This window comes from Streptomyces sp. NPDC002779, from assembly GCF_042888685.1.
Lineage (GTDB): Bacteria > Actinomycetota > Actinomycetes > Streptomycetales > Streptomycetaceae > Streptomyces.
In genome coordinates this window covers 259,286-277,273 of sequence record NZ_JBIAQC010000004.1, presented here as the reverse complement: position 1 = coordinate 277,273, position 17,988 = coordinate 259,286, and the positions used below count along the sequence as shown (strand labels likewise).

At 73.0% G+C, this 17,988-nt stretch carries 15 protein-coding genes and 1 pseudogene; 4 read left to right on the top strand and 12 right to left on the bottom strand.

The window, feature by feature from the left end; translation table 11 throughout:
• Positions 1-25 precede the first annotated feature (25 nt).
• The 9 genes and pseudogenes from ACFYW5_RS14005 to ACFYW5_RS13965 form a co-directional block, all read right to left on the bottom strand.
• Positions 26-1,795, bottom strand: a complete 1,770-nt coding sequence (locus ACFYW5_RS14005; protein WP_389417205.1) for an ABC transporter ATP-binding protein — start codon at positions 1,793-1,795, stop codon at positions 26-28.
• A 209-nt stretch (positions 1,796-2,004) separates the two neighbouring features.
• A complete protein-coding gene (locus tag ACFYW5_RS14000; protein WP_389417204.1) occupies positions 2,005-3,276 on the bottom strand; it encodes an ABC transporter substrate-binding protein in 1,272 nt (423 codons plus the stop codon).
• The gene (locus ACFYW5_RS13995) at positions 3,273-4,403 is read right to left on the bottom strand and encodes a branched-chain amino acid ABC transporter permease (protein WP_389417203.1); all 1,131 of its coding nucleotides are present in this window, start codon (positions 4,401-4,403) and stop codon (positions 3,273-3,275) included. Before ACFYW5_RS13995 ends, ACFYW5_RS14000 begins: the two co-directional genes overlap by 4 nt.
• On the bottom strand, positions 4,396-5,292 hold the full coding sequence (locus ACFYW5_RS13990) for a branched-chain amino acid ABC transporter permease (RefSeq protein WP_389417202.1): 897 nt from the start codon (positions 5,290-5,292) through the stop codon (positions 4,396-4,398). Before ACFYW5_RS13990 ends, ACFYW5_RS13995 begins: the two co-directional genes overlap by 8 nt.
• Positions 5,289-6,107 carry an ABC transporter ATP-binding protein gene (locus ACFYW5_RS13985; RefSeq protein ID WP_389417201.1) on the bottom strand — a complete coding sequence of 273 codons (819 nt, stop codon included), beginning with the start codon at positions 6,105-6,107 and terminating at the stop codon, positions 5,289-5,291. The genes ACFYW5_RS13990 and ACFYW5_RS13985 overlap by 4 nt, the downstream gene beginning before the upstream one ends.
• Positions 6,104-6,886 carry an ABC transporter ATP-binding protein gene (locus ACFYW5_RS13980; protein WP_389417200.1) on the bottom strand — a complete coding sequence of 261 codons (783 nt, stop codon included), beginning with the start codon at positions 6,884-6,886 and terminating at the stop codon, positions 6,104-6,106. The genes ACFYW5_RS13985 and ACFYW5_RS13980 overlap by 4 nt, the downstream gene beginning before the upstream one ends.
• A gap of 1,346 nt (positions 6,887-8,232) precedes the next feature.
• Entirely contained in the window at positions 8,233-9,510 is a 1,278-nt protein-coding gene (locus ACFYW5_RS13975; RefSeq protein WP_389417199.1) for a PucR family transcriptional regulator, read from the bottom strand.
• 181 nt (positions 9,511-9,691) lie between these two features.
• Positions 9,692-11,116: pseudogene (locus ACFYW5_RS13970) on the bottom strand (LuxR C-terminal-related transcriptional regulator); the annotation flags it as partial.
• Between the two features lie 186 nt (positions 11,117-11,302).
• Positions 11,303-12,205 (bottom strand): alpha/beta hydrolase, encoded by a 903-nt coding sequence (locus ACFYW5_RS13965; protein ID WP_389417198.1) that lies wholly within the window; start codon positions 12,203-12,205, stop codon positions 11,303-11,305.
• 231 nt (positions 12,206-12,436) lie between these two features.
• Between ACFYW5_RS13965 and ACFYW5_RS13960 the strand changes: the two genes are divergently transcribed.
• Positions 12,437-13,324: a Gfo/Idh/MocA family protein gene (locus ACFYW5_RS13960; RefSeq protein ID WP_389417197.1), complete on the top strand. Its 888-nt coding sequence runs from the start codon at positions 12,437-12,439 to the stop codon at positions 13,322-13,324.
• 10 nt (positions 13,325-13,334) lie between these two features.
• On the opposite strand, the gene ACFYW5_RS13955 is transcribed toward ACFYW5_RS13960, so the two are convergent.
• Both ACFYW5_RS13955 and ACFYW5_RS13950 read right to left on the bottom strand, forming a co-directional pair.
• On the bottom strand, positions 13,335-13,658 hold the full coding sequence (locus tag ACFYW5_RS13955) for a hypothetical protein (RefSeq protein ID WP_389417196.1): 324 nt from the start codon (positions 13,656-13,658) through the stop codon (positions 13,335-13,337).
• Between the two features lie 68 nt (positions 13,659-13,726).
• On the bottom strand, positions 13,727-14,626 hold the full coding sequence (locus ACFYW5_RS13950) for a GNAT family N-acetyltransferase (RefSeq protein WP_389417195.1): 900 nt from the start codon (positions 14,624-14,626) through the stop codon (positions 13,727-13,729).
• Between the two features lie 211 nt (positions 14,627-14,837).
• Between ACFYW5_RS13950 and ACFYW5_RS13945 the strand changes: the two genes are divergently transcribed.
• Entirely contained in the window at positions 14,838-15,263 is a 426-nt protein-coding gene (locus tag ACFYW5_RS13945; RefSeq protein ID WP_389417194.1) for an OsmC family protein, read from the top strand.
• A gap of 48 nt (positions 15,264-15,311) precedes the next feature.
• Positions 15,312-16,244, top strand: coding sequence for a GNAT family N-acetyltransferase (locus tag ACFYW5_RS13940; protein ID WP_389417193.1), 933 nt, complete (start codon positions 15,312-15,314; stop codon positions 16,242-16,244).
• A 13-nt stretch (positions 16,245-16,257) separates the two neighbouring features.
• Here ACFYW5_RS13940 and ACFYW5_RS13935 read toward each other — a convergent pair whose 3' ends face one another.
• Entirely contained in the window at positions 16,258-17,010 is a 753-nt protein-coding gene (locus ACFYW5_RS13935) for a hypothetical protein (protein ID WP_389417192.1), read from the bottom strand.
• Positions 17,011-17,290: 280 nt separating this feature from the next.
• Between ACFYW5_RS13935 and ACFYW5_RS13930 the strand changes: the two genes are divergently transcribed.
• Positions 17,291-17,494 carry a hypothetical protein gene (locus ACFYW5_RS13930; RefSeq protein ID WP_389417191.1) on the top strand — a complete coding sequence of 68 codons (204 nt, stop codon included), beginning with the start codon at positions 17,291-17,293 and terminating at the stop codon, positions 17,492-17,494.
• Positions 17,495-17,988 lie beyond the last annotated feature (494 nt).

The following is a 17,988-nucleotide window of genomic DNA, read 5'->3' as shown; positions in this document are numbered from 1 at the left end:
CCTGCTAGCGGGCCGATACGGCCCCTCAGGCCACCTGCCCGCTGTGCAGCGCCGCGTAGGCGCCGCCCCGGTGCAGCAGCTCCTCGTGCGTGCCGATCTCCTCGATACGCCCGTCGGCCATCACCACGATCCGGTCGGCGCCGCGCACGGTGGACAGCCGGTGCGCCACCACGAAGGTGGTGCGACCGCGCATCAGCCGGGCGAGCGCCTGCTGCACCAGGGCCTCCGAGCGGGTGTCCAGCGCTGAGGTCGCCTCGTCCAGGATCAGCACCCTGGGGTCCCGGATCAGGGCGCGGGCGATGGCCAGGCGCTGCCGCTGCCCGCCGGAGAGCCGGGCCCCCCGCTCCCCCACCAGCGTGTCCAGGCCCTGCGGGAGACGGTCGACGAACTCCAGCGCGTTGGCGTCCCGCAGGGCCGCGCGCACACTCTCCTCGTCGGCGTCGTCCATGCCGTAGGCGACGTTCTCGCGGACCGTGCCGTCGAACAGGATCGACTCCTGCGGGACGACCGACACGAAGCGCCGGTAGGTGCGCAGGTCCAGGGTGTTCATGTCGGTGCCGTCGAGGAGGATGCGGCCGGCGGTCGGGCGGATGAAGCCGATGACCAGGTTGAGCACGGTCGACTTGCCCGCGCCGGACGCACCGACCAGCGCGACGGTCTCGCCCGGCGCGACCGACAGCGTGACGTCGCGGACCGCGGCCCGGCCGTCGTCGTCGTAGGCGAGGCCGACCTGCTCGAAGGTGACGGCGCCGCGCAGGGCGGTGACTTCCTTCTTGCCCTCGTTGTCCTCCAGCTCGGGCGCCTGGAGCACCTCGCCGACGGAGCGGACGGATTCGAGGCCCTTGGTGATGACGGGGGCGAGACCGGCGAGTGTGGTCGTGGAGTTGGTGAGGGTGGTCAGGAAGGCGCTGAGCATGACGACGTCGCCGGGGGTGACGCCCCAGACGCTGTAGTACGAGACCAGGGCCGCGCCGGCCAGGACCAGGACGCCGACGACGTTGAGGACCACCCAGGACAGCGAGCCGAACCGGCCGTTGACCAGGTCCAGCCGCATCCCGGAGGTGAGCAGCCGGTGCAGGGTGCCGTCCATGCGGCGCAGGGCCTTGCCCTCCAGGCCGTGGGCACGGGTGACCGGGATCAGCCGGGTCATCTCGGTCACCCGTGAGGAGAGCGTCTCGACCTCGTGGCGGAAGTGCTCGTTGTGGGTGCGCAGCCGGGACCGCAGGCGGGCGACGACGAGTGCGGCGGCGGGCACCACGACCAGGAAGACCGGCAGGAACTCGGGTGTGCGGATGCCGATGATGACGAGACCGCCGACGAGCACGGTGGTCGCCCCGAGCCCCAACTCGGCGGTCTGCTGCACCATCTGCTCGACCGTCTCCACGTCCCGGACGACCTTGGCCTGGAGCACGCCCGCGCTGACCCGGGAGTGGTAGCCGATGGACAACTGCTGCATCCGCGTGCACAGCGCGGAGCGCAGGGCGGTGCCCATGCGGCGGACGCTGCCGTAGAGCAGGCGGACGTAGAGCACGTGCAGGGGGTAGTTGACCAGCAGGATGAACATGATCAGGCCGGTGCTCAGCCAGAGGCGGCTGACCGGGTGGTGCTCGACGACGGTGTCGATGATCTCCGCGGTGACCAGCGGCAGCAGCCAGATGGGGCTGTGCTTGACGGTGAACACGCCGACCGCTGCGCCGAGTCGGCGGCGGTCGGTGCGGAGCAGGTAGGCGAGGGTACGGACGGGGTGTTCGCCCCGGTAGCGGTGGTCGAGCGGTTTTTCCAGCGGCGAGGCCACGGGCGGTGTTCCTTCCCAGGGTGCGGGATGATCGTCTGCGCAAGCGCTTTCTCCCCATCCCTGGGCCGGTCGACGCCTCCCTGACCACCCTCGGCCGCCTCACCGGAGTCGGCAACCCCCGATCTCGATGGTGCGCCTGAACGGGCCGGCACGCACCTCGGCCCGCGGTGCCGGTGCTGCACCGCGGGCCGAGGGCTGCTGACGGAGGGTCAGGAACCCTTCGAGGACAGGTACTCCTCCGCTCCGGGCACCTCCTTGGCCTCCTCGGCGATCACCATCGCGCCGACCGCCTTCGCGTCGGGCTTGAGCACATACGCGGAACGGCTCGCGGGCTTCGTCACGTCGGAGAAGTCCTGCGCGGTACCGAGACCGGCGTCGGCGTTCTTCTGCGCGCGGTGCGCGGCGACCACGTCCGCCCGGGCCAGGCTGCCGCCCTCACAGGCCTTCTTCAGGTCCATGCCCATGAGTTGGGCGGCGTTGTAGCCGGAGAGCACACCGGAGTCGACGAGCGCGCCCGGGTACTTCTTCTGGTAGGAGGCGACCATCTTCTTCACGCCGGGTATGTCCGCGCTGACGGCCGGGGCCGCGCTCACCACGTTCAGCATGGCCTCCAGGGCGGCCGCGGCGGGCGTCTTCATCAGCTGCGGGGCGTAGCCCGGGGCGCTGCTGACGACGGGGACCTTCAGCCCGCGGGAGGCGGCGACGCCGACCAGCGAGGCGGTCTGAGCCGGTCCGGCGCTGATCAGGATCGCCTTCACGCCCTCCTTGCGCAGCGCCGAGACCTGCGCGGACAGGTCCGTGTCGGTGGCCTTGATCTTCTGGCCGACGACGTTCAACCCGGCCTTCTTCGCGGCCCATTCCGAGCCTTCCAGGGCGTTCGCGCCGTAGTCGCCCTCGAAGTAGACGTGGCCGATGGTGTCGCCCTTGGCCAGGCCCTTGGTGCGGGTGAGGAAGTCGACGGCGGCGATCATGTCGATGTCGTACGTGGTGCCCAGGACCTGCACGGAGTCCTTGCCGAGCAGGGACGCCGCCCAGGCCTGCGGGAAGGTGAGCACCTCGTCCTGCTCGATGTCGTCGATCAGCGCCGAGACCACCGGGGATCCGATGACCTGGGGCATCGCCACCACGTCCGGGGCTATGTCGGCGTAGGCGGTGACCGCCTTCTGCACGTCGTAGCCGTGGTCCTTGACGACAATCTCGACCTTGCGGCCGCAGATGCCGCCCTTGGCGTTGGTCTCGTCGGCCCACATCTGCTGGGCCTGCACGATGCTCTTGCCGAGGGTGGCGTACGGGCCGGTCAGGTCGGTCAGGGCGCCCAGCTTGATGGTCTTGTCGGTGACTCCGGGCCCGGCCTTGACGCCGTCGGCGCCGTCCGCGGCGGTGTCGCCGTCCCCCTTGGAGCTACAGCCGGTGCCCGCGAGGAGCAGGGCCGTCGCGGCGGCGGCCAGAACCGTCCTGGTGCGGTGCTTGGGGTGATTCACGGTGTCGGCTCCTTGGCTCGTACAGCTGAGGCGGATGAAGGGGTCTCGGTCGCGGGGTGCGCGTCCTTGGGTGCGGCCCGCCGGCGCTGGATCCGGGCGCGGGTGCGCCGGACCAGGCCGTGCAGGCCGTCGGGGGCGAAGAGCAGGATCACGACGATCGCCGCTCCGTAGAGGTAGCGGGCCGCCTCGGTGGGGCCGACCGCTCCGTCGGTGGTGCCGGGGGCCGCCACGAGGGGCAACTGGTCGGCGTAGCGGGTCATCAGCAGGGGCAGCGCGGTGACGAAGACGGCGCCCGCGGTGGCTCCGGCCACCGAGCCGAGCCCGCCGATGACGATCATCGCGAGGTAGTCGACCGACAGGGCCAGCGAGAAGTAGTCCGGGACCACGCGGCGGAAGGCGAGGGCGAGCATCACCCCGGCCAGGCCCGCGTACATGGACGAGACCACGAAGGCCGCCGAGCGGTAGCGGGCGACGTGCACGCCCATCACCGCGGCCGCGGTCTCGCTGTCGCGCAGCGCCACCAGGGCCCGGCCGGGGCGCCCCAGGCGCAGGCCGCGGGCGGTGAACCAGGTGAGCGTGAACAGCGCGAGCCCCAGGTACCACAGCCGTTCCTCGGCGCCGAACGGGATGCCCATCACCGTCAGGTCGGGGTCGGAGCCGGTGAAGGAGAAGCCGCCGATCTCCAGCGGGGGCACCGAGCGGCCGTTGAAGCCGCCGGTGACCGAGTCCGCGGTGAGCAGCACATGGTGGCCGAGGAAGACCAGGGCGAGGGTGGCCACGCCCAGGTAGATGCCGCGCACCCGGCCCGCCACGGGGCTGAACAGACCGCCCGCGGCTCCGGCGAGCAGCACCGCGAGGACGACGGCGACTGCGGGCGGCAGCCCGGGACCAGGCTCGCCGGCCAGCCAGACGTAGCCGTAGGCGCCGACGGCGAGGAAGAAGGCGTGGCCGAGGGAGAGCTGGCCCGCGGTGCCGGCCAGCAGCCCGAGGCCCACGGCGCCGACGGCGGCGGCCATGGAGAACAGGCCGATGCGCAGCCAGAAGGCGTCCAGGTAGAAGGGCAGCACACACAGCAGGACGACCAGCAGGACGGTCCAGACGCGGTAGCGGCGCAGCAGTTCAGACACGGGCCGCTCCCTTCGCGCCGAACAGCCCGTTGGGCCGCACCAGAAGGACGAGGACCATCACGGCGTACGGCGCGACATCGCCGAACCCTTCGCCGAGGACGTGCAGATCGGACTGGTAACCGGCGACCAGCGCCTCGGTCAGGCCGATCAGCATGCTGCCGGCGAGGGCGCCGGGCGGTGAGGCCATACCGCCGAGGATGGCGGCCGGGAAGGCCTTCAGGGCGATCTGTCCGGTCGTGCGCTCCAGGCCGGGGGCCGGGAACGCGGCGAGGAACACCGCGGCCAGCGCGGCGAGTCCGCCCGCCAGACACCAGGCGAGGGTGCGCATCCGCACCAGCCGTACGCCCATCAGCGCCGCCGCCTCCATGTCCTCCGCCGAAGCCCGCAGCGCCAGGCCCCAGTTGGTGTACCGGAAGAGCGCGAAGACGCCGCCGATGACGACGCTGGACACCACGATCGCGGCGAGCCTGCTGTCGGCCACCGTGATGGGGCCGAGGCCGCTGACCGAGTCACCCCAGGGGTCGCCGAGGGAGAGCAGGTCGCCGCCGATGCGGCGGGACAGGTCGGTGAGGATGACGATGTCGACGCCGATGGTCACGATCGTCTGCACATGGGCCGTGTGTGCGTCCTGCCCGCCCGCCTGCAGCAGGAACCGGTCCATGAGCCCGGCCACGCCCGCCGTGACCAGCACGGCGACCGCGAGGGCGCCGGCGAAGCCGAGGTCGTCGTGGAGTACGGCGGTGAGGTAGCCGCCGAGCAGGAGCAGGGAGCCGTGGGCGAAGTTGATGACGCCGGAGGCCTTGAAGATGATGACGAAGCCGAGCGCGACCAGGGCGTAGACGGAGCCCAGGGCGAGGCCGTTGAGGACGTTGTCGAGGAAGCCGGTCATGCCGCGTCCTCCCCGGTGGACTCGGTGGCCTCGGTGGCCTCGGTGCCGAGGTAGGCGCGCAGCACCTCGGGGTCACGGCGGACCTCGTCGGGGGTGCCGTGGGCGATGACGCGGCCGAAGTCGAGGACGGTGACCTCGTCGGCGAGCCGCATCACCAGCCCCATGTCGTGCTCCACGAGCACCACGGACAGGCCGAGTTCGGCGCGCACGGCGCGGATCGTCTCGGCGGTACGGGCCCGTTCGGCGGCGTTCATGCCGGCCACGGGCTCGTCGAGCAGCAGCACACTGGGCTCCAGACAGAGGGCGCGGGCGAACTCCACGCGTTTGCGGTCGCCGTAGGACAGCAGCGCGACCGAGGAGTCGAAGTGCGGTCCGAGGCCGGTGAGTTCGGCGATCTCACGGGCCTTGGCCAGGTGCTCGCGCTGTTCGCGCACGGCACTGGGCAGGCGCAGCGCGCTGGCGGTGAAGCCCGCGCGGGACAGGATGTGCCGGCCGAGCATCAGGTTGTCGGCGACGGTGCCTTCGGTGGTGACGATGTTCTGGAAGGTGCGGGCCACGCCCAGGGCGGCGATGCGGTGCGGGGCGAGGCGGGTCAGTTCGGTGTCGCCGAGGCTGACGGTGCCGGAGGCGGGGCGGTACAGGCCCGAGAGCACGTTGAAGCAGGTGGACTTGCCGGCGCCGTTGGGCCCGATGATGGCGTGCACGGTTCCCGGGGCGACCGTGAAGGACACGTCGTCCAGGGCGGTGAGTCCGGCGAACCGGACGGTGACGTCCCGTACGGCGAGCACGGGCGGTGCGGTGGTGCGGTCGTTCACGCGGCCCCCTGACCGTCGGCGGTCTCGCCCAGGTACAGACGGCGTACGGCGTCGGTGCGGGCGAGTTCGTCGGCCGGCCCGGACAGCCGGATCTCGCCGACCTCCAGGACGTAGGCGCTGTCCGCGAGGGAGAGGGCCATACCGGCGTTCTGTTCGACCAGGAGCACGGCGGTGCCCTGGGTGTTGATCTCCTTCACCACGTCCGCGATCCGGGCCACCATCTGCGGGGCGAGACCCAGGGACGGCTCGTCGAGCAGGAGCAGGCGCGGGGCGGCCATGAGAGCGCGGCCGATGGCGAGCATCTGCTGCTCGCCGCCGGAGAGAAGCCCGGCGGCCTGCTGGGTGCGTTCGGCGAGCCGCGGGAACAGGGTGAACACCCGGTCCCGGGACTCGCGCACCAGGGCGGGGCTGCGGCGGCCGAGGCCGAGGCCGCCGGTGCGGAGGTTCTCGTCGACCGTGAGCCCGGCGAACACCCGCCTGCCCTCCGGGACCTGTACGACGCCGGCGCGCACCGCGGCGACCGGGTCGCGGCCGTCGAGTTCCGTGGCGCCGTAGCGGATGCGGCCGGCGGTGACCGCGCCGCGGTGCAGGCGCAGGGTGCCCGACACCGCCCGCAACAGGGTCGTCTTGCCCGCGCCGTTGGCGCCGAGCAGGGCGACGACGCCGCCGTGCGGGACGGTCAGCGACACGGAACGAAGGGCGGACAGGGCACGGCCGTAGGTCACGTCGAGTGCTTCGACGTGCAGGGCCGGCTCCTCGTCCGGTGGTGCTTCGGGCATCACGGCTCCTCGGATCCGTGCCGGAACGGGCACGGGGCTTTCGGGGAAGGGGAGCTCACGACAGCACGGGCGCGGGCGCGCGGAACAGGTCTTCCGGCGTGCTCGCTGCGCGGTCCCAACCGGGGCGGTCAGGGCTTGTGCGGGTGCCCAGGGAGAAGGCGGTGGGGGTTCCGGGGCGGGGGGCCGGGTAGGCAGGGCCGGTGAGAACGGATGAAGCGGCGCGGAGGGGACCGGGGGCCGGAGCGGGTGGCCGCGGAAGGGCGGCGGGGTCCGCTGCCGGTGGCCACGCAAGGGAGGCGACGTCCGGTGCGAGTGGCCACGCAAGGGCAGCGGCGTCCGGTACCGGTACCGAGAAAGGGCAGCGTGTACGGACCACCGGCCGGGCCGAGGCCTGTTCCGGCAAGCGGGAACAGGGCGCGGGCACGGCTTCGGCCGGCGGGCCGAGAACAGGCGTCTGCTTCGGCTGGCGGGTCTCCTGGGCCGGGGGAAGAGGTCTGCATCGGCTGGCGGTCTTACCGCGCCGGGGCAGGGGCCTGCCCCCCGGGTTGCCGCACTTACCCAGCTGGGGACTGCTCCCCGGCTGCCCGCCATACCGGCCCAGAGCAGAGGTCCGCTCCCGGCGCCGGACATACCCGACCGGAACAGAGGTCCGCTTCCTGCCTGCCTCACCCACCAGGCCGGAACAGAGGTCCGCTCCCTGCCTGCCGGACCTACCGGGCCGGAGCAGAGGCCTGCTCCCCGGCTCTCGCCATGCCGGGCCGGAACAGAGGTATGCCTCCCGGGCTGCCGGGCTTACCGGGCTTACCGGGCTGGGGACTGCTCCCCAGCTGCCCGTCAAACCGGCCCGGCGCAGAGGTCCGATCCACGGCGCCGGACTCACCAGGCCGGAGCAGCGGACCACTCCACGGCCGCCCCACCCACCAGGCCTGAGCAGAGGCCCATCCCCCACCCACCAGGCCGGAACAGAGAACTGCTCCCCGGCTGCCGGACTTACCGGGCGGGGGCAGAGGCTGCTTCCCGGCCGCTCGGCCCAGGACGGAGCAGAGTCCTGCCCCCGGCCGCCGGACATACCCGGCCGGAGCAGCGGTCCGCTCCCCGGCCGCCCGGCTCACCAGCCGGAGCGGACGTCTCCAACTGCTGGACATGCCCGGCCCGCGGACGTCAGCTTCGGCTGCCGGACCTGCCGAACTCGCCGGACCTGCCGAACTCGCCGGACCTGCCGAGCCCGCCGAACCCACCGGACCCGCCGAACCCTCCCGACCCGCCGGACCTGCCGGACCTGCCGAGCCCGCCCGGCCCACCGAACCCTCCGCCCTCGCCTCCCCCAACCGCTGAGTCGTACCCCCTCAGCGCAGCAGGCGGCGGGCTGTCAGGGCGAGGCTTATTTCCACCACGTCCAGGGGGCGGGCCAGGGAGCGGCCCGTGAGTTGTTCGCATCGGCGCAGGCGGTTGAGGACGGTGTTGCGGTGGCAGTAGAGGCGTTCGCCGGCACGCTGGGCGGAGCCGTCGCAGGCCAGCCAGGCGGCCAGGGTGTCCAGCAGGACGTCCCGGTCGGCGGGCTCCAGGCGCAGCACCGGGCCGAGGACCTGGTCGGCGAGGGTCGCGCCGAGTTCGGGGCAGGAGACGACCAGGGCCTCGGGAAGGTGTTCCGTCAGCCGGATCGTGCCGCCCTGCTGCGGGCAGATGCTCAGCGCGAGATCCGCGAGGCGCCGGGCGTCACCCACGGCGGCCAGGCCGGTGACCACGCTGCCGACGCCGGCCTTGCTGCCCGGGGCCAGCTCCAGGCCCTCCAGCGGGTCGTCGCCGCCCTCCGGATCCTCGTCGCCGACCAGGACGATGCCGTAGTCCACTTCCACTCCTGTGTGCCAGTGCACGCGCGTGCTCGGCGGGACGGCGGCGGCGCGGGTGCCCGAGGGTCCCGGGGCCCGTCCGCCGGCGACCGCGACGACGACGTACCGGCCGTGTTCCGGCAGGCCCAGGCCCTCGGCGGTCTCGGGCAGATCGGCGATGCGGCTGGTGCCGTCGAGGAGGGCGGCCGCGAGCAGCCGTACCCGGTTCTCGCGCCGCCAGGCCAGTTGCCGCTCGGCCTGCCGGTAGGCGTCCGCGACGAGGGTGCAGTGCTCGTCGACGAAGTTCCACATGTCGGTCGCGACATGGACGAGCAGCCGTACGTCCTCGGGTGCCGTGCGGGAGGTCTCCTCCACCAGCCGCTGCCACACCAGGGACCCGCCCAGCCGGAACGCGTGCAGCAGGGCGTCCAGCGGCACGCCCTGCTCGGCCCGCCGCACGCCGATCTTCCACGAACAGCGACGTGCCGCGTCCCGGTTGCCGCGCGGGTCGAGCAGCGACAGCACACTGTGCCGCAGCGAGCGGTGCACCTCCTGCCAGGTGCCCGCGTAGTCGCACTCCAGCGCGGTCCGGTAGGCGGTCTCCTGCTCCTGGATCAGACCCACCAGGTGCTCGGTGAGGTCCGGCAGGTCGTCGAGCAGGCTGCGCGCGGCCCGGTGCAGGACACGCAACGCGTCGGCGTCGATCAATGACCGGCCGCGCCGCCCGGTCCGCGGCTGCGGAACAGGCACCGGGCCGGTCCTGATCATCGCGCGTGTCCGTACGGCAGGATGCATCGCGGTCCTCCCACAAACCTCGGACTCCCGGCGGTGCGCCCGTGCCGGGAGACTCTGCGGTGTCCGGTCGCCCGCGTCGCCCGTACGGCGGCGGCGGCCGCCCGACTCGTCCTGCCGTGAAGGATGACATACCGTCCGGTCGGTCCCTAGGGTTGTGCACGTCTCTTTTTCCGCCCACCTCTCACAGATCCGCACGTCGGCCCTCACCGGCCTCTTGATCGATCATGCGGGCGAGCTCCATCCGGGACCGCACGCCGAGCGTGGCGAAGACGTTGCGCAGGTGGTAGTCGACCGTGCGGGTGCTGACCGCGAGGCGGAGCGCGACTTCCCGGTTGGTGGCGCCCTCGGCGACATGGCGGGCGATCCGCAGCTGCTGCGGCGTCAGCCGCGCCAGCCCGCCGCCCGCCCCCTCGCAGGCGGCGGCCCCGTTGGCCCGCAGCTCCCCGCGCGTCTGCTCCGCCCAGGCCCGCGCCCCGCACCGCTCGAACCCCACCAGCGCTCCCCCGAGCCGCAGCCGCGCCTCCCGCAGCCGCCGCCGGCGCCGCAGCCATCGGCCGTGCAGCAGCTCGGTCCTGGCCCGCTCGAAGTCGCCGCCGGTGCCGTCGTGCAGGGCCAGCGCCCGCAGATACAGCTCGTCGGCCTCGTCCCCGGGCGCCAGCAGCGCACGGCAGCGGGCGAGCTGGGCGGGCGCGTGCGGATCGGCTCCCAGCGCGGCCCACGCGGCGAAATCCGCTACGACCGCCCGCGCGTCCTCCGGCCGCCCGGCCAGCACCGCCGCCTCCACGAAACAGGGCACGGCGAGCATCCAGACGGCGAAATGGCCGCGCCGTAGACCGGGCAGCACCAGCGGCCCGAGCCGGTCGGCGGCGTCGAGGGGACGGCCGCATCCCAGGTCGTTGCGGGCCACCGCCCACTCCGCCAGCGTCGCCGCCTGGGCGAGGCCGTGCCGGCGGGCGGTGGCCAGCGCGGCCGTGGCATGGCCCGCGACGGTGGCCGTCTCCCCGACGATCGACGCGGCCAGCGCCAGCATGGCCTGGTGGTTCGCGGCGGTGTTGCGCCGCCCGGCCCCGTACGCGGTCCGCACCCCTTCCTCCGCGTGGGCGCGCGCCTGGGCGTGCCGTCCGGCGCGCAGTTCGGCGTAGGCGAGGTATTCCAGGGCCCGGGCCTGGAGGGACGGGGAGTCCCGGGCCACGGCGAGGGCACGGGCGCCGGCCCGGCGGGCGGCGACGACGTCCCCGAGCAGCAGGGCGGCCGTCGCGGAGCGCAGCTGGTGCTCGGGCCGGTCGTCCGCGCGGTCGATCACGCGCCGCAGCGGTCCCACCGCCAGGTCGGGGCGCAGCTCCAGCAGGGCCCGCATCCCGGCGCGGTAGTCCCCGAGGACCGAGCCGGCCTCGGCCGGCTCCTCCAGGACCTTCAGACAGGCGGCCACGTCGCCGCCCGCCCAGGCCGCGTCCACGGCGGCCAGCCGCGCGGCCTCCGCCTGCTCCGGCTCCTCGGCCGTCAGCAAGGACGCGGCCACCAGCAGGGTCTCCCGGGCGTCATCAACGGGCCCATCGGCCAACTGCGCCCTTCCACGGGCGAGTTCGGCTCGTCCGCGCTGTGTCGCCCGCACGCTCCTGTCACCGCTCATTCACGGGAGGTTACTTGCGCGTAACGCCGGACGGAAGCCGTCCGCAGATTCCGCTTCCCGCCCGGATCGGCGGTGTGACCTGCGGTTCGGTGCGATACGAGCGGTGAACGGACTGTGCCGCCGCCCAGAGTTTCCGGGCGGCGGCCGTGCGGGGGCACAAGGTCATCCGGTGTGCGGGCAGTTGCCCCGGTACTCCTCGATGGTCAGGCTCGGCCGCGGCAGCGGGCAGAGGAACTGCTCGTAGCGGGTGTCGTTGTCGATGAACCGCTTGAGCCAGGAAATGCTGTACTTCGCGATCGTCGTGTTCGACGAGTTGGGCGTGAAGTGGGAGGCGTTGTTCAGCTCGAGGTAGGCGCGGTCCAGGCCGGACGACAGGCTGTTGTAGAACGGCTCGGCGTGGCTGGAGACCGAGGCGACCGTGTCGCCGTCGGCACCGACGATGAGCGTGGGTGTGGTCAGCTCGGGCCAGGTCTTGTCGGTGTTCCACGGCGTCAGCGGGATCGCCGCCTGCAGCGAGGGACGGGTCTTGGCGGCCTCCAGGCTGCCGCCGCCGCCCATGGAGTGGCCCATGACGCCGAGCCGGGTGCTGTCGACGCGAGCACGCACCGAGCTGCGCTGCGTCAGGTAGTCGAGCGCGGCGAGGAGCTGGCGGCCCCGGGAGTCGGGCTGGTCGACGGTGGAGTTGGTGTCGATGGTGAACACCACGAAGCCCTGCGAGGCCAGGCGCGGGCCCAGCCAGGCGATCGAGGACTCGTAGGCGGTGAAGCCGGGTGAGATCGCCACGGCGCCGAAGGTGCCGTCGCTGGTGCTCGTCGGGTAGTAGATCGTGCCGCCGCCGAACCCGGTGACGCTGAGGGAGGAGACGGACGTCTGGGAGACGGAGTACGAGCCGCGCGACGCCTCGATGCTGGCGTTGGTCGGCGCGGGGCCGCGCTCGTAGGGGTTGTCCGCCGCGTGGGCGCCGGGTCCGGCGAGGGTGCCGAGTGAGAGAACCGCGGCGAGTGCCGTGGCGGCCGCGGCGAGTCTTCCGGTCCTGCGGGGCTGGACGTGGGGGTGGACCTGCACGAGGGGTGGTCCTCTCTGTCGTGGCGGACGGCTGGCTGGGGAGTAGCCAGGGACCGCCGTTGGGCTGGCGGTGCCACTGTGGGCGCCCGGCCCGGCGCCGGGGACCGGCAAGTTCACCGGTCTCGTGCGCACGGTTCCGGCCGTGCCGGGCGCGGGCCGGGTTGCTCGGGGCCCGGGTCGGTGTGACACGCTCGATCGTCAACCGTGACGGCAGCGTGGAGAGGCGACGGTATGCGCATCGGACTGCTCGGCACCGGCCCGTGGGCGCAGCTGGCCCATGCCCCGGCGCTCGGCGAGCACACGGAGGTGGACTTCGTCGGGGTGTGGGGCCGCCGCCCGGACGCGGCGAAGGATCTCGCCGCCCGCCATGACATCCGGGCCTACGACGACGTCGACGCGCTCCTCGCCGACGTGGACGCGGTCGCCGTCGCCCTGCCGCCGGCCGTGCAGGCGGAGCTGGCGGTGCGGGCCGCGCGGGCGGGGTGTCATCTGCTGCTGGACAAGCCGCTGGCGACGTCGGTGGAGCAGGGGCGGGCGGTGGTCGAGGCGGCCGAGGCGGCCGGGGTCGCGTCGGTGGTGTTCTTCACCACCCGGTTCCAGCCGGAGACCGAGGAGTGGATCACCCAGCAGGGCGCGGCGCAGGGCTGGTTCACGGCGCACGCGCAGTGGCTGGGCGCGGTGTTCAGCGGCGGCGGCAGCCCGTTCGCGAACTCGCCGTGGCGGCGGGAGAAGGGCGCCCTGTGGGACGTAGGACCGCATGCCCTGTCCGTGCTGCTGCCGGTGCTGGGCGAGGTGCGGCAGGTGGCGGCGGCCGCGCACGGGCCCGGTGACACCGCGCATCTGGTCCTCAGTCACGCCGGGGGCGCGTCGAGCACGCTGACGCTGAGCCTGACCGCGCCGTCGGCGGCCTCCGGGGCCGCGGTGGAACTGCGCGGCGAGGCCGGGGTGACCCGTCTTCCGGCGAGCACGCAGGGGGTGGTGCCGGCCTTCGTCCGGGCGACCGACGCCCTGCTCGCCGCCGCCCGCACCGGGCGCCCGCATCCGTGCGACGCGGCGTTCGGTCTGCGCGTGACCGAGATCCTCACGCAGGCCGACGCCCTGCTGAACGACGGCGGCTGAGACCGGCCCCTCACTCCTCGAACGGCTCGTCGCTCCACCGGAACCAGGCCCGGTCCCCCTCGATGTGCAGCAGGAACTCGGCCACGGGTCCGTCCGGCGAGGAGAGGGAGACCCGTCTGCGGATCTCGTCGTAGGCGGCCTCCCACTCCTCCACCTCCTCGTCGACCCGCGCCACCAGGGCGAGTTCGCGGGCGAAGAGGTCGCGCACGGAGGCATAGCCGGGACCCGGGGTGAAGCGGCCCGACAGCCAGGGGAAGTCGGCGTCGTCGATCGCGATCTCCCCGACCGGTTCGTCACCGCTGCGGATGTGCCACACCGTGCCGTCGAATCCCACCGTGCCTCCGTACGCCGTCACTGTCAGTGCCGGATCAGCATGTCATCCGGCACTGACAGTCAGCCCTCTCAGATCGTCGCGCCAGGGAGGTGGAAGTCGATCCGCTCCCGCACCACCGGGTGGCCGGCCTTGGTGAAGTTCGCGGCCATCGGGAAGTTCCCCTGGTCGGTGGCGCCGCTGATGAACTCGGCGCCCTGCTCGACCAGGAAGTGCGTGCACTCCACGAGCAGGTCGTAGGCGTAGCCGTGGCCGCGGTGTTCCGGCAGGACGCCGATGAAGCCGATGACGGGCGAGGTCTGATTGCGGGCCGGGATGTGGATGCCCACGGGCTCGCCCTCCGGAGTACGCGCGACCTGCCACCACTCGCGCGGCGAGGGGCACCAGCGGAAGAAGTCCAGTTCCTCCTGGGCGGCTTGATCGAGGCCGCCCTCCTTGATCGCCTTGAGGGCATGGGCGTCCAGCGTGACCGAGTGGATGCGGCGCAGCGCGTCGAAGAACACGGCGTCGTCGGGCTCGGGGGTGAAGACGAGCCGTCCGGGCCGATCGGGCAGCCCGCACTCCGGCGTCCACCGGTACAGGTACCGCTCGACCAGGAGGTCGTAGTCGGCCGCGCGGGCGGCGGCGAACGCGGTGTCGGCGGCGGGGCGCACGGCCGGGTTCTCCCGCCAGCCGGCCGGCAGGTTGAACTCCAGCTCGACCTGCCACGGGGCGGAGCGCAGGAGTTCGGCTCCCGCCTCCTCCTCCCCGTCGGCCACGTCGAACCAGTTGACGAGCATCGGCTCCGCGTCGTCGGGGCCGCCCCACCAGGCGCCGCGCGCGACGACCCGGCCGTCGCGCAGGGCCACCCGCTTCCAGTCGGGCCGGTGCACGGTGGTGCGGTGTGCCTCGCCCGCGCCCAGCGGGTCGGGCAGGGCGTCGAAAAGGTGGGCGTCGCTCTCGTCGAGCGTACGGATGACCAGATCGGTCATGGGGATTCCTCCGGGAAACAGGCTGCGAAGAGCGCTCCCGGTCGGATCACACGAAGCACGCCGGGACAGCGGTGAGGGGAGCGCTGGAGTAGGTGAACTGCACGGCACTCGCCTCCTTCCGTCGTCTCAAGGCGTGATGATCACACCGTAGAGGTCTTCCGCGGGTGCGTCCACACCATTTCGGGGACCGGGCGCGATTAGGGTCTGCGGCATGACCGACACCTCCCTGCGCTCCGTCACCGTCGAGCGGACCGCCACCGGCCACTTCACCGCCGTCAACGCCCGTGGCGGCACCGTCGAGTTCGGCACCGAGGGCGCCGGTTTCACCCCGGTGGAGCTGCTGCTCGCCGCGATCGGCGGCTGCACCATGGCCGACGTCGACGTCGCCACCACCCGGCACGCGGAGCCCGACCGGTTCACGGTCACGGTGACCGGCCACAAGGTCAGCGACGACCAGGGCAACCGGCTGACCGACCTGGAGGTCACCTTCTCCGTCGCCTTCCCCGCCGGCGAGGGCGGCGACCGCGCCCGCGCGATCCTCCCCCGGGCGGTGAAGACCTCCCACGACCGGCTCTGCACGGTCAGCCGCACCATCGAGGCGGGTACGCCGGTCAGCGCCTCGGTCGAGGACGCCTGACCGGGAAACCCCGTTGCGGTGGCCCGACTCGCCCCCGACCCTTTCCGCATGCCCTATGTCGTACGACCGGCCGGCCTCACCGACGTGCCCGCCATCACCGAGCTGCTGAACCAGGTCGACCTGATCGAGATCGGCCGCCCCGAGACCGACCAGCACACCGTCGAGGCGGATCTACGGCATCCCGAGGCCGATCTCCCGCGGAACTCCTGGCTGGCCTTCCACGAGGGCCGGTTGGTGGCCTACGGGCTGCTGTGGGACGAGTCGGGCGGCGACCGCATCGACATCGACCACTATGTGCTGCCCGACCACCAGGAGGCCGGGCAGCGGATGTTCGAGGCGATGGAGGCCAGGGCGTCGGCCAAGGCCCGGGAGAACGGCGCGGAGCGGGCCGTGGTCCACCTCCACCTCAACATCGAGCCCACCCTGGACACCGCGCTGATCGAGAAGCGCGGCTGGTCCGTCGTACGGCGCCATCACGTGCTGCGCCGCCCGGTGGATCCCGCCGAGGACCGCACCCCGCAGCCGCCGCCCGGAGTACGGCTGCGGGCCTGCGCCGACGAGGCGGACCGCAGGCGCGTCCACGCCCTCTACCAGGCCACCTTCGCCGAGCACTTCGACTTCCACCCCCGCGCCTACGAGCAGTGGCTGCACGACGTGGACGCCGAGGGGCTCGACTGGTCCCTGGTCTGGATCGCGAGCACCGAGGAGCACGGGGATGCCGGTTTCCTGCTGGCCCGCGACGACCGCGAGGCCATGGGGTGGATCCGCGGCATCGGCGTCCTGCGTGAGGCCCGCGCCCGTGGCCTAGGCGGCCTGCTCCTGCGCCACGCGTTCGCCGCGTTCGCCGCGCGCGGCCGGGACACGGTGGGTCTCGGAGTGGACACCGGCAACACCACGGGGGCGCCCGGCCTGTATGCCCGCCACGGGATGACGGTGCACTACGCGGTGGACACGTGGGAGACGGTTCTGGCCTCTCAGTAGACCCCCTGACTTCTCAGTAGGCCCGGACGGGATAGTGCGGGTCCTCCCAGCGAGCGGGACCGGTGAGCCCCAGCAGCCTTACGCGGTGCAGGAGTTCGTCGGTGCCGTCCAGGGTGCGCAGCCGGTCGGGGGCGTATCGCACCAGCCAGGCGGTGAGTTCGGCGCGCAGTGCGTCCTCGTCGTCCCAGCTCTGCCAGGGCAGCTCGTCCCCCAGCAGGGCGTACTCCCACCGCTCCACCGCCACGGCCAACTGCCGGTCGGCGACCGGGTGGCCGAGTGCCTCCCAGGCGTCGAGCCACGGGGTGAGCGTGCCGGATGCCTCCGCGCACAGGGCGAGGAGCTGGTGCACGGGCACCGCGGGATCCGGGTCCGTCAGGCCCTGGGCCCACCAGGCGTGCAGGAACTCCCGCACGGCCGCGCTCTGTCGGGCGGGCCACTGTTGCCAGTCACCGCGGGCGAAGGAGCGGCCGACCTCGTACATGCCGAACATCGGCTCGATCCGGCCGGCGACCAGCTCCCTGGCGAACTGCGGCAGGATGCGGCGCAGGACCGCGCCGTGGTCACTGAAGTCGGGGGCGTCCCAGGTGCGGCGCAGCAGGTCCGGGTCGAGTTCCCTGCCGGGGATCTTCAGGAGGGCGAGTTCGTCGTCGCTGCCCCAGTGGCAGATGCACTGCGTCTCGTCGCTCCGGGCCGTCATGCCGCGGAAGGTGTGGGTGAGGTCGTCCAGGGCTCGGTCGAGTCGGAGCCGTGTGTCGTCGAGGGTCATGGTCGTCGGCAGCCTCAGGGGGACTCCGGTGGCTTCCGCCCGCCGAAGATCGCGACCCTACCTCCTTGAGCGGCCTTCGGTACAGGTCCCGGCTGACGCCCGCCGTGCGCCCGGGACCCCGCTCTACCCGCATAGCACGCCGGTCCGATCACCGCGTCCCGTCCCGGGCGACGGCTCCTTCCGGATGCACGGCGCGCCAAGGCGTTGAATGGTGATAGCGGACCCCTTGCGCGCGAGCGCCGGGAACCGCACCGAGTGATCCGGACCCGAGGAGCAGATCATGCCGACGTCACAGCCCGCGTCCGGGCCGTCCGAGGACCGCACCACCCCGGACGCCCTGCTCCACACCCGCACCGGCACCGAAGTGTCGCCGGAGGACCTGGTCCTTGCCTCGGGCAAGGACATCACCCCGCACAATCTGGAATGGGCCAAGCGGAAGCTGGCGGCGGAAGGACCCGCGGCCCTCGACAAGATCCTCCCCTGAGCGGACACAGGCCTCGGAAAAGCCTGCCGGGTCCGGGCACACCACCCGGGCCCGCGAACCCGCCACGGTTCCACGGCTGCCGCAGCAGCTGGGTGCGCCCCTCGGCGTCGGTGTCCCGCACGCCGAGGACGTACTCGCCCGGCGTCGCGGTACCGGCGCACCGCCGGCGCCGCCACGCCCTCCGTCGGCCTCCGGTCCGGCCTCCTGCGGGCCGCGCCCGCCGTCCGCGACGACCTCGACCCGCATACCGGCCGCCAGCCGGCCCAGGCCCGCCCCTTCAGCGTGACGGGCCCCGGCCGGACCACGCTCCGCTGGAACCCGGTGAACGGGGCGTCGGCGACCCGGATCTCCCGCAGCCACTTCACGTGTGCCATGCCGTACCAGCCGGGGACGACCAGGCGCAGGGGCCGCCCGTGCTGCGGGGGGTAGCGGGGCACCGTTCATGGTGAGCGCGACCGGCACCTCGGTCTCGTCCAGGGGCAGGGCCCGCTGAT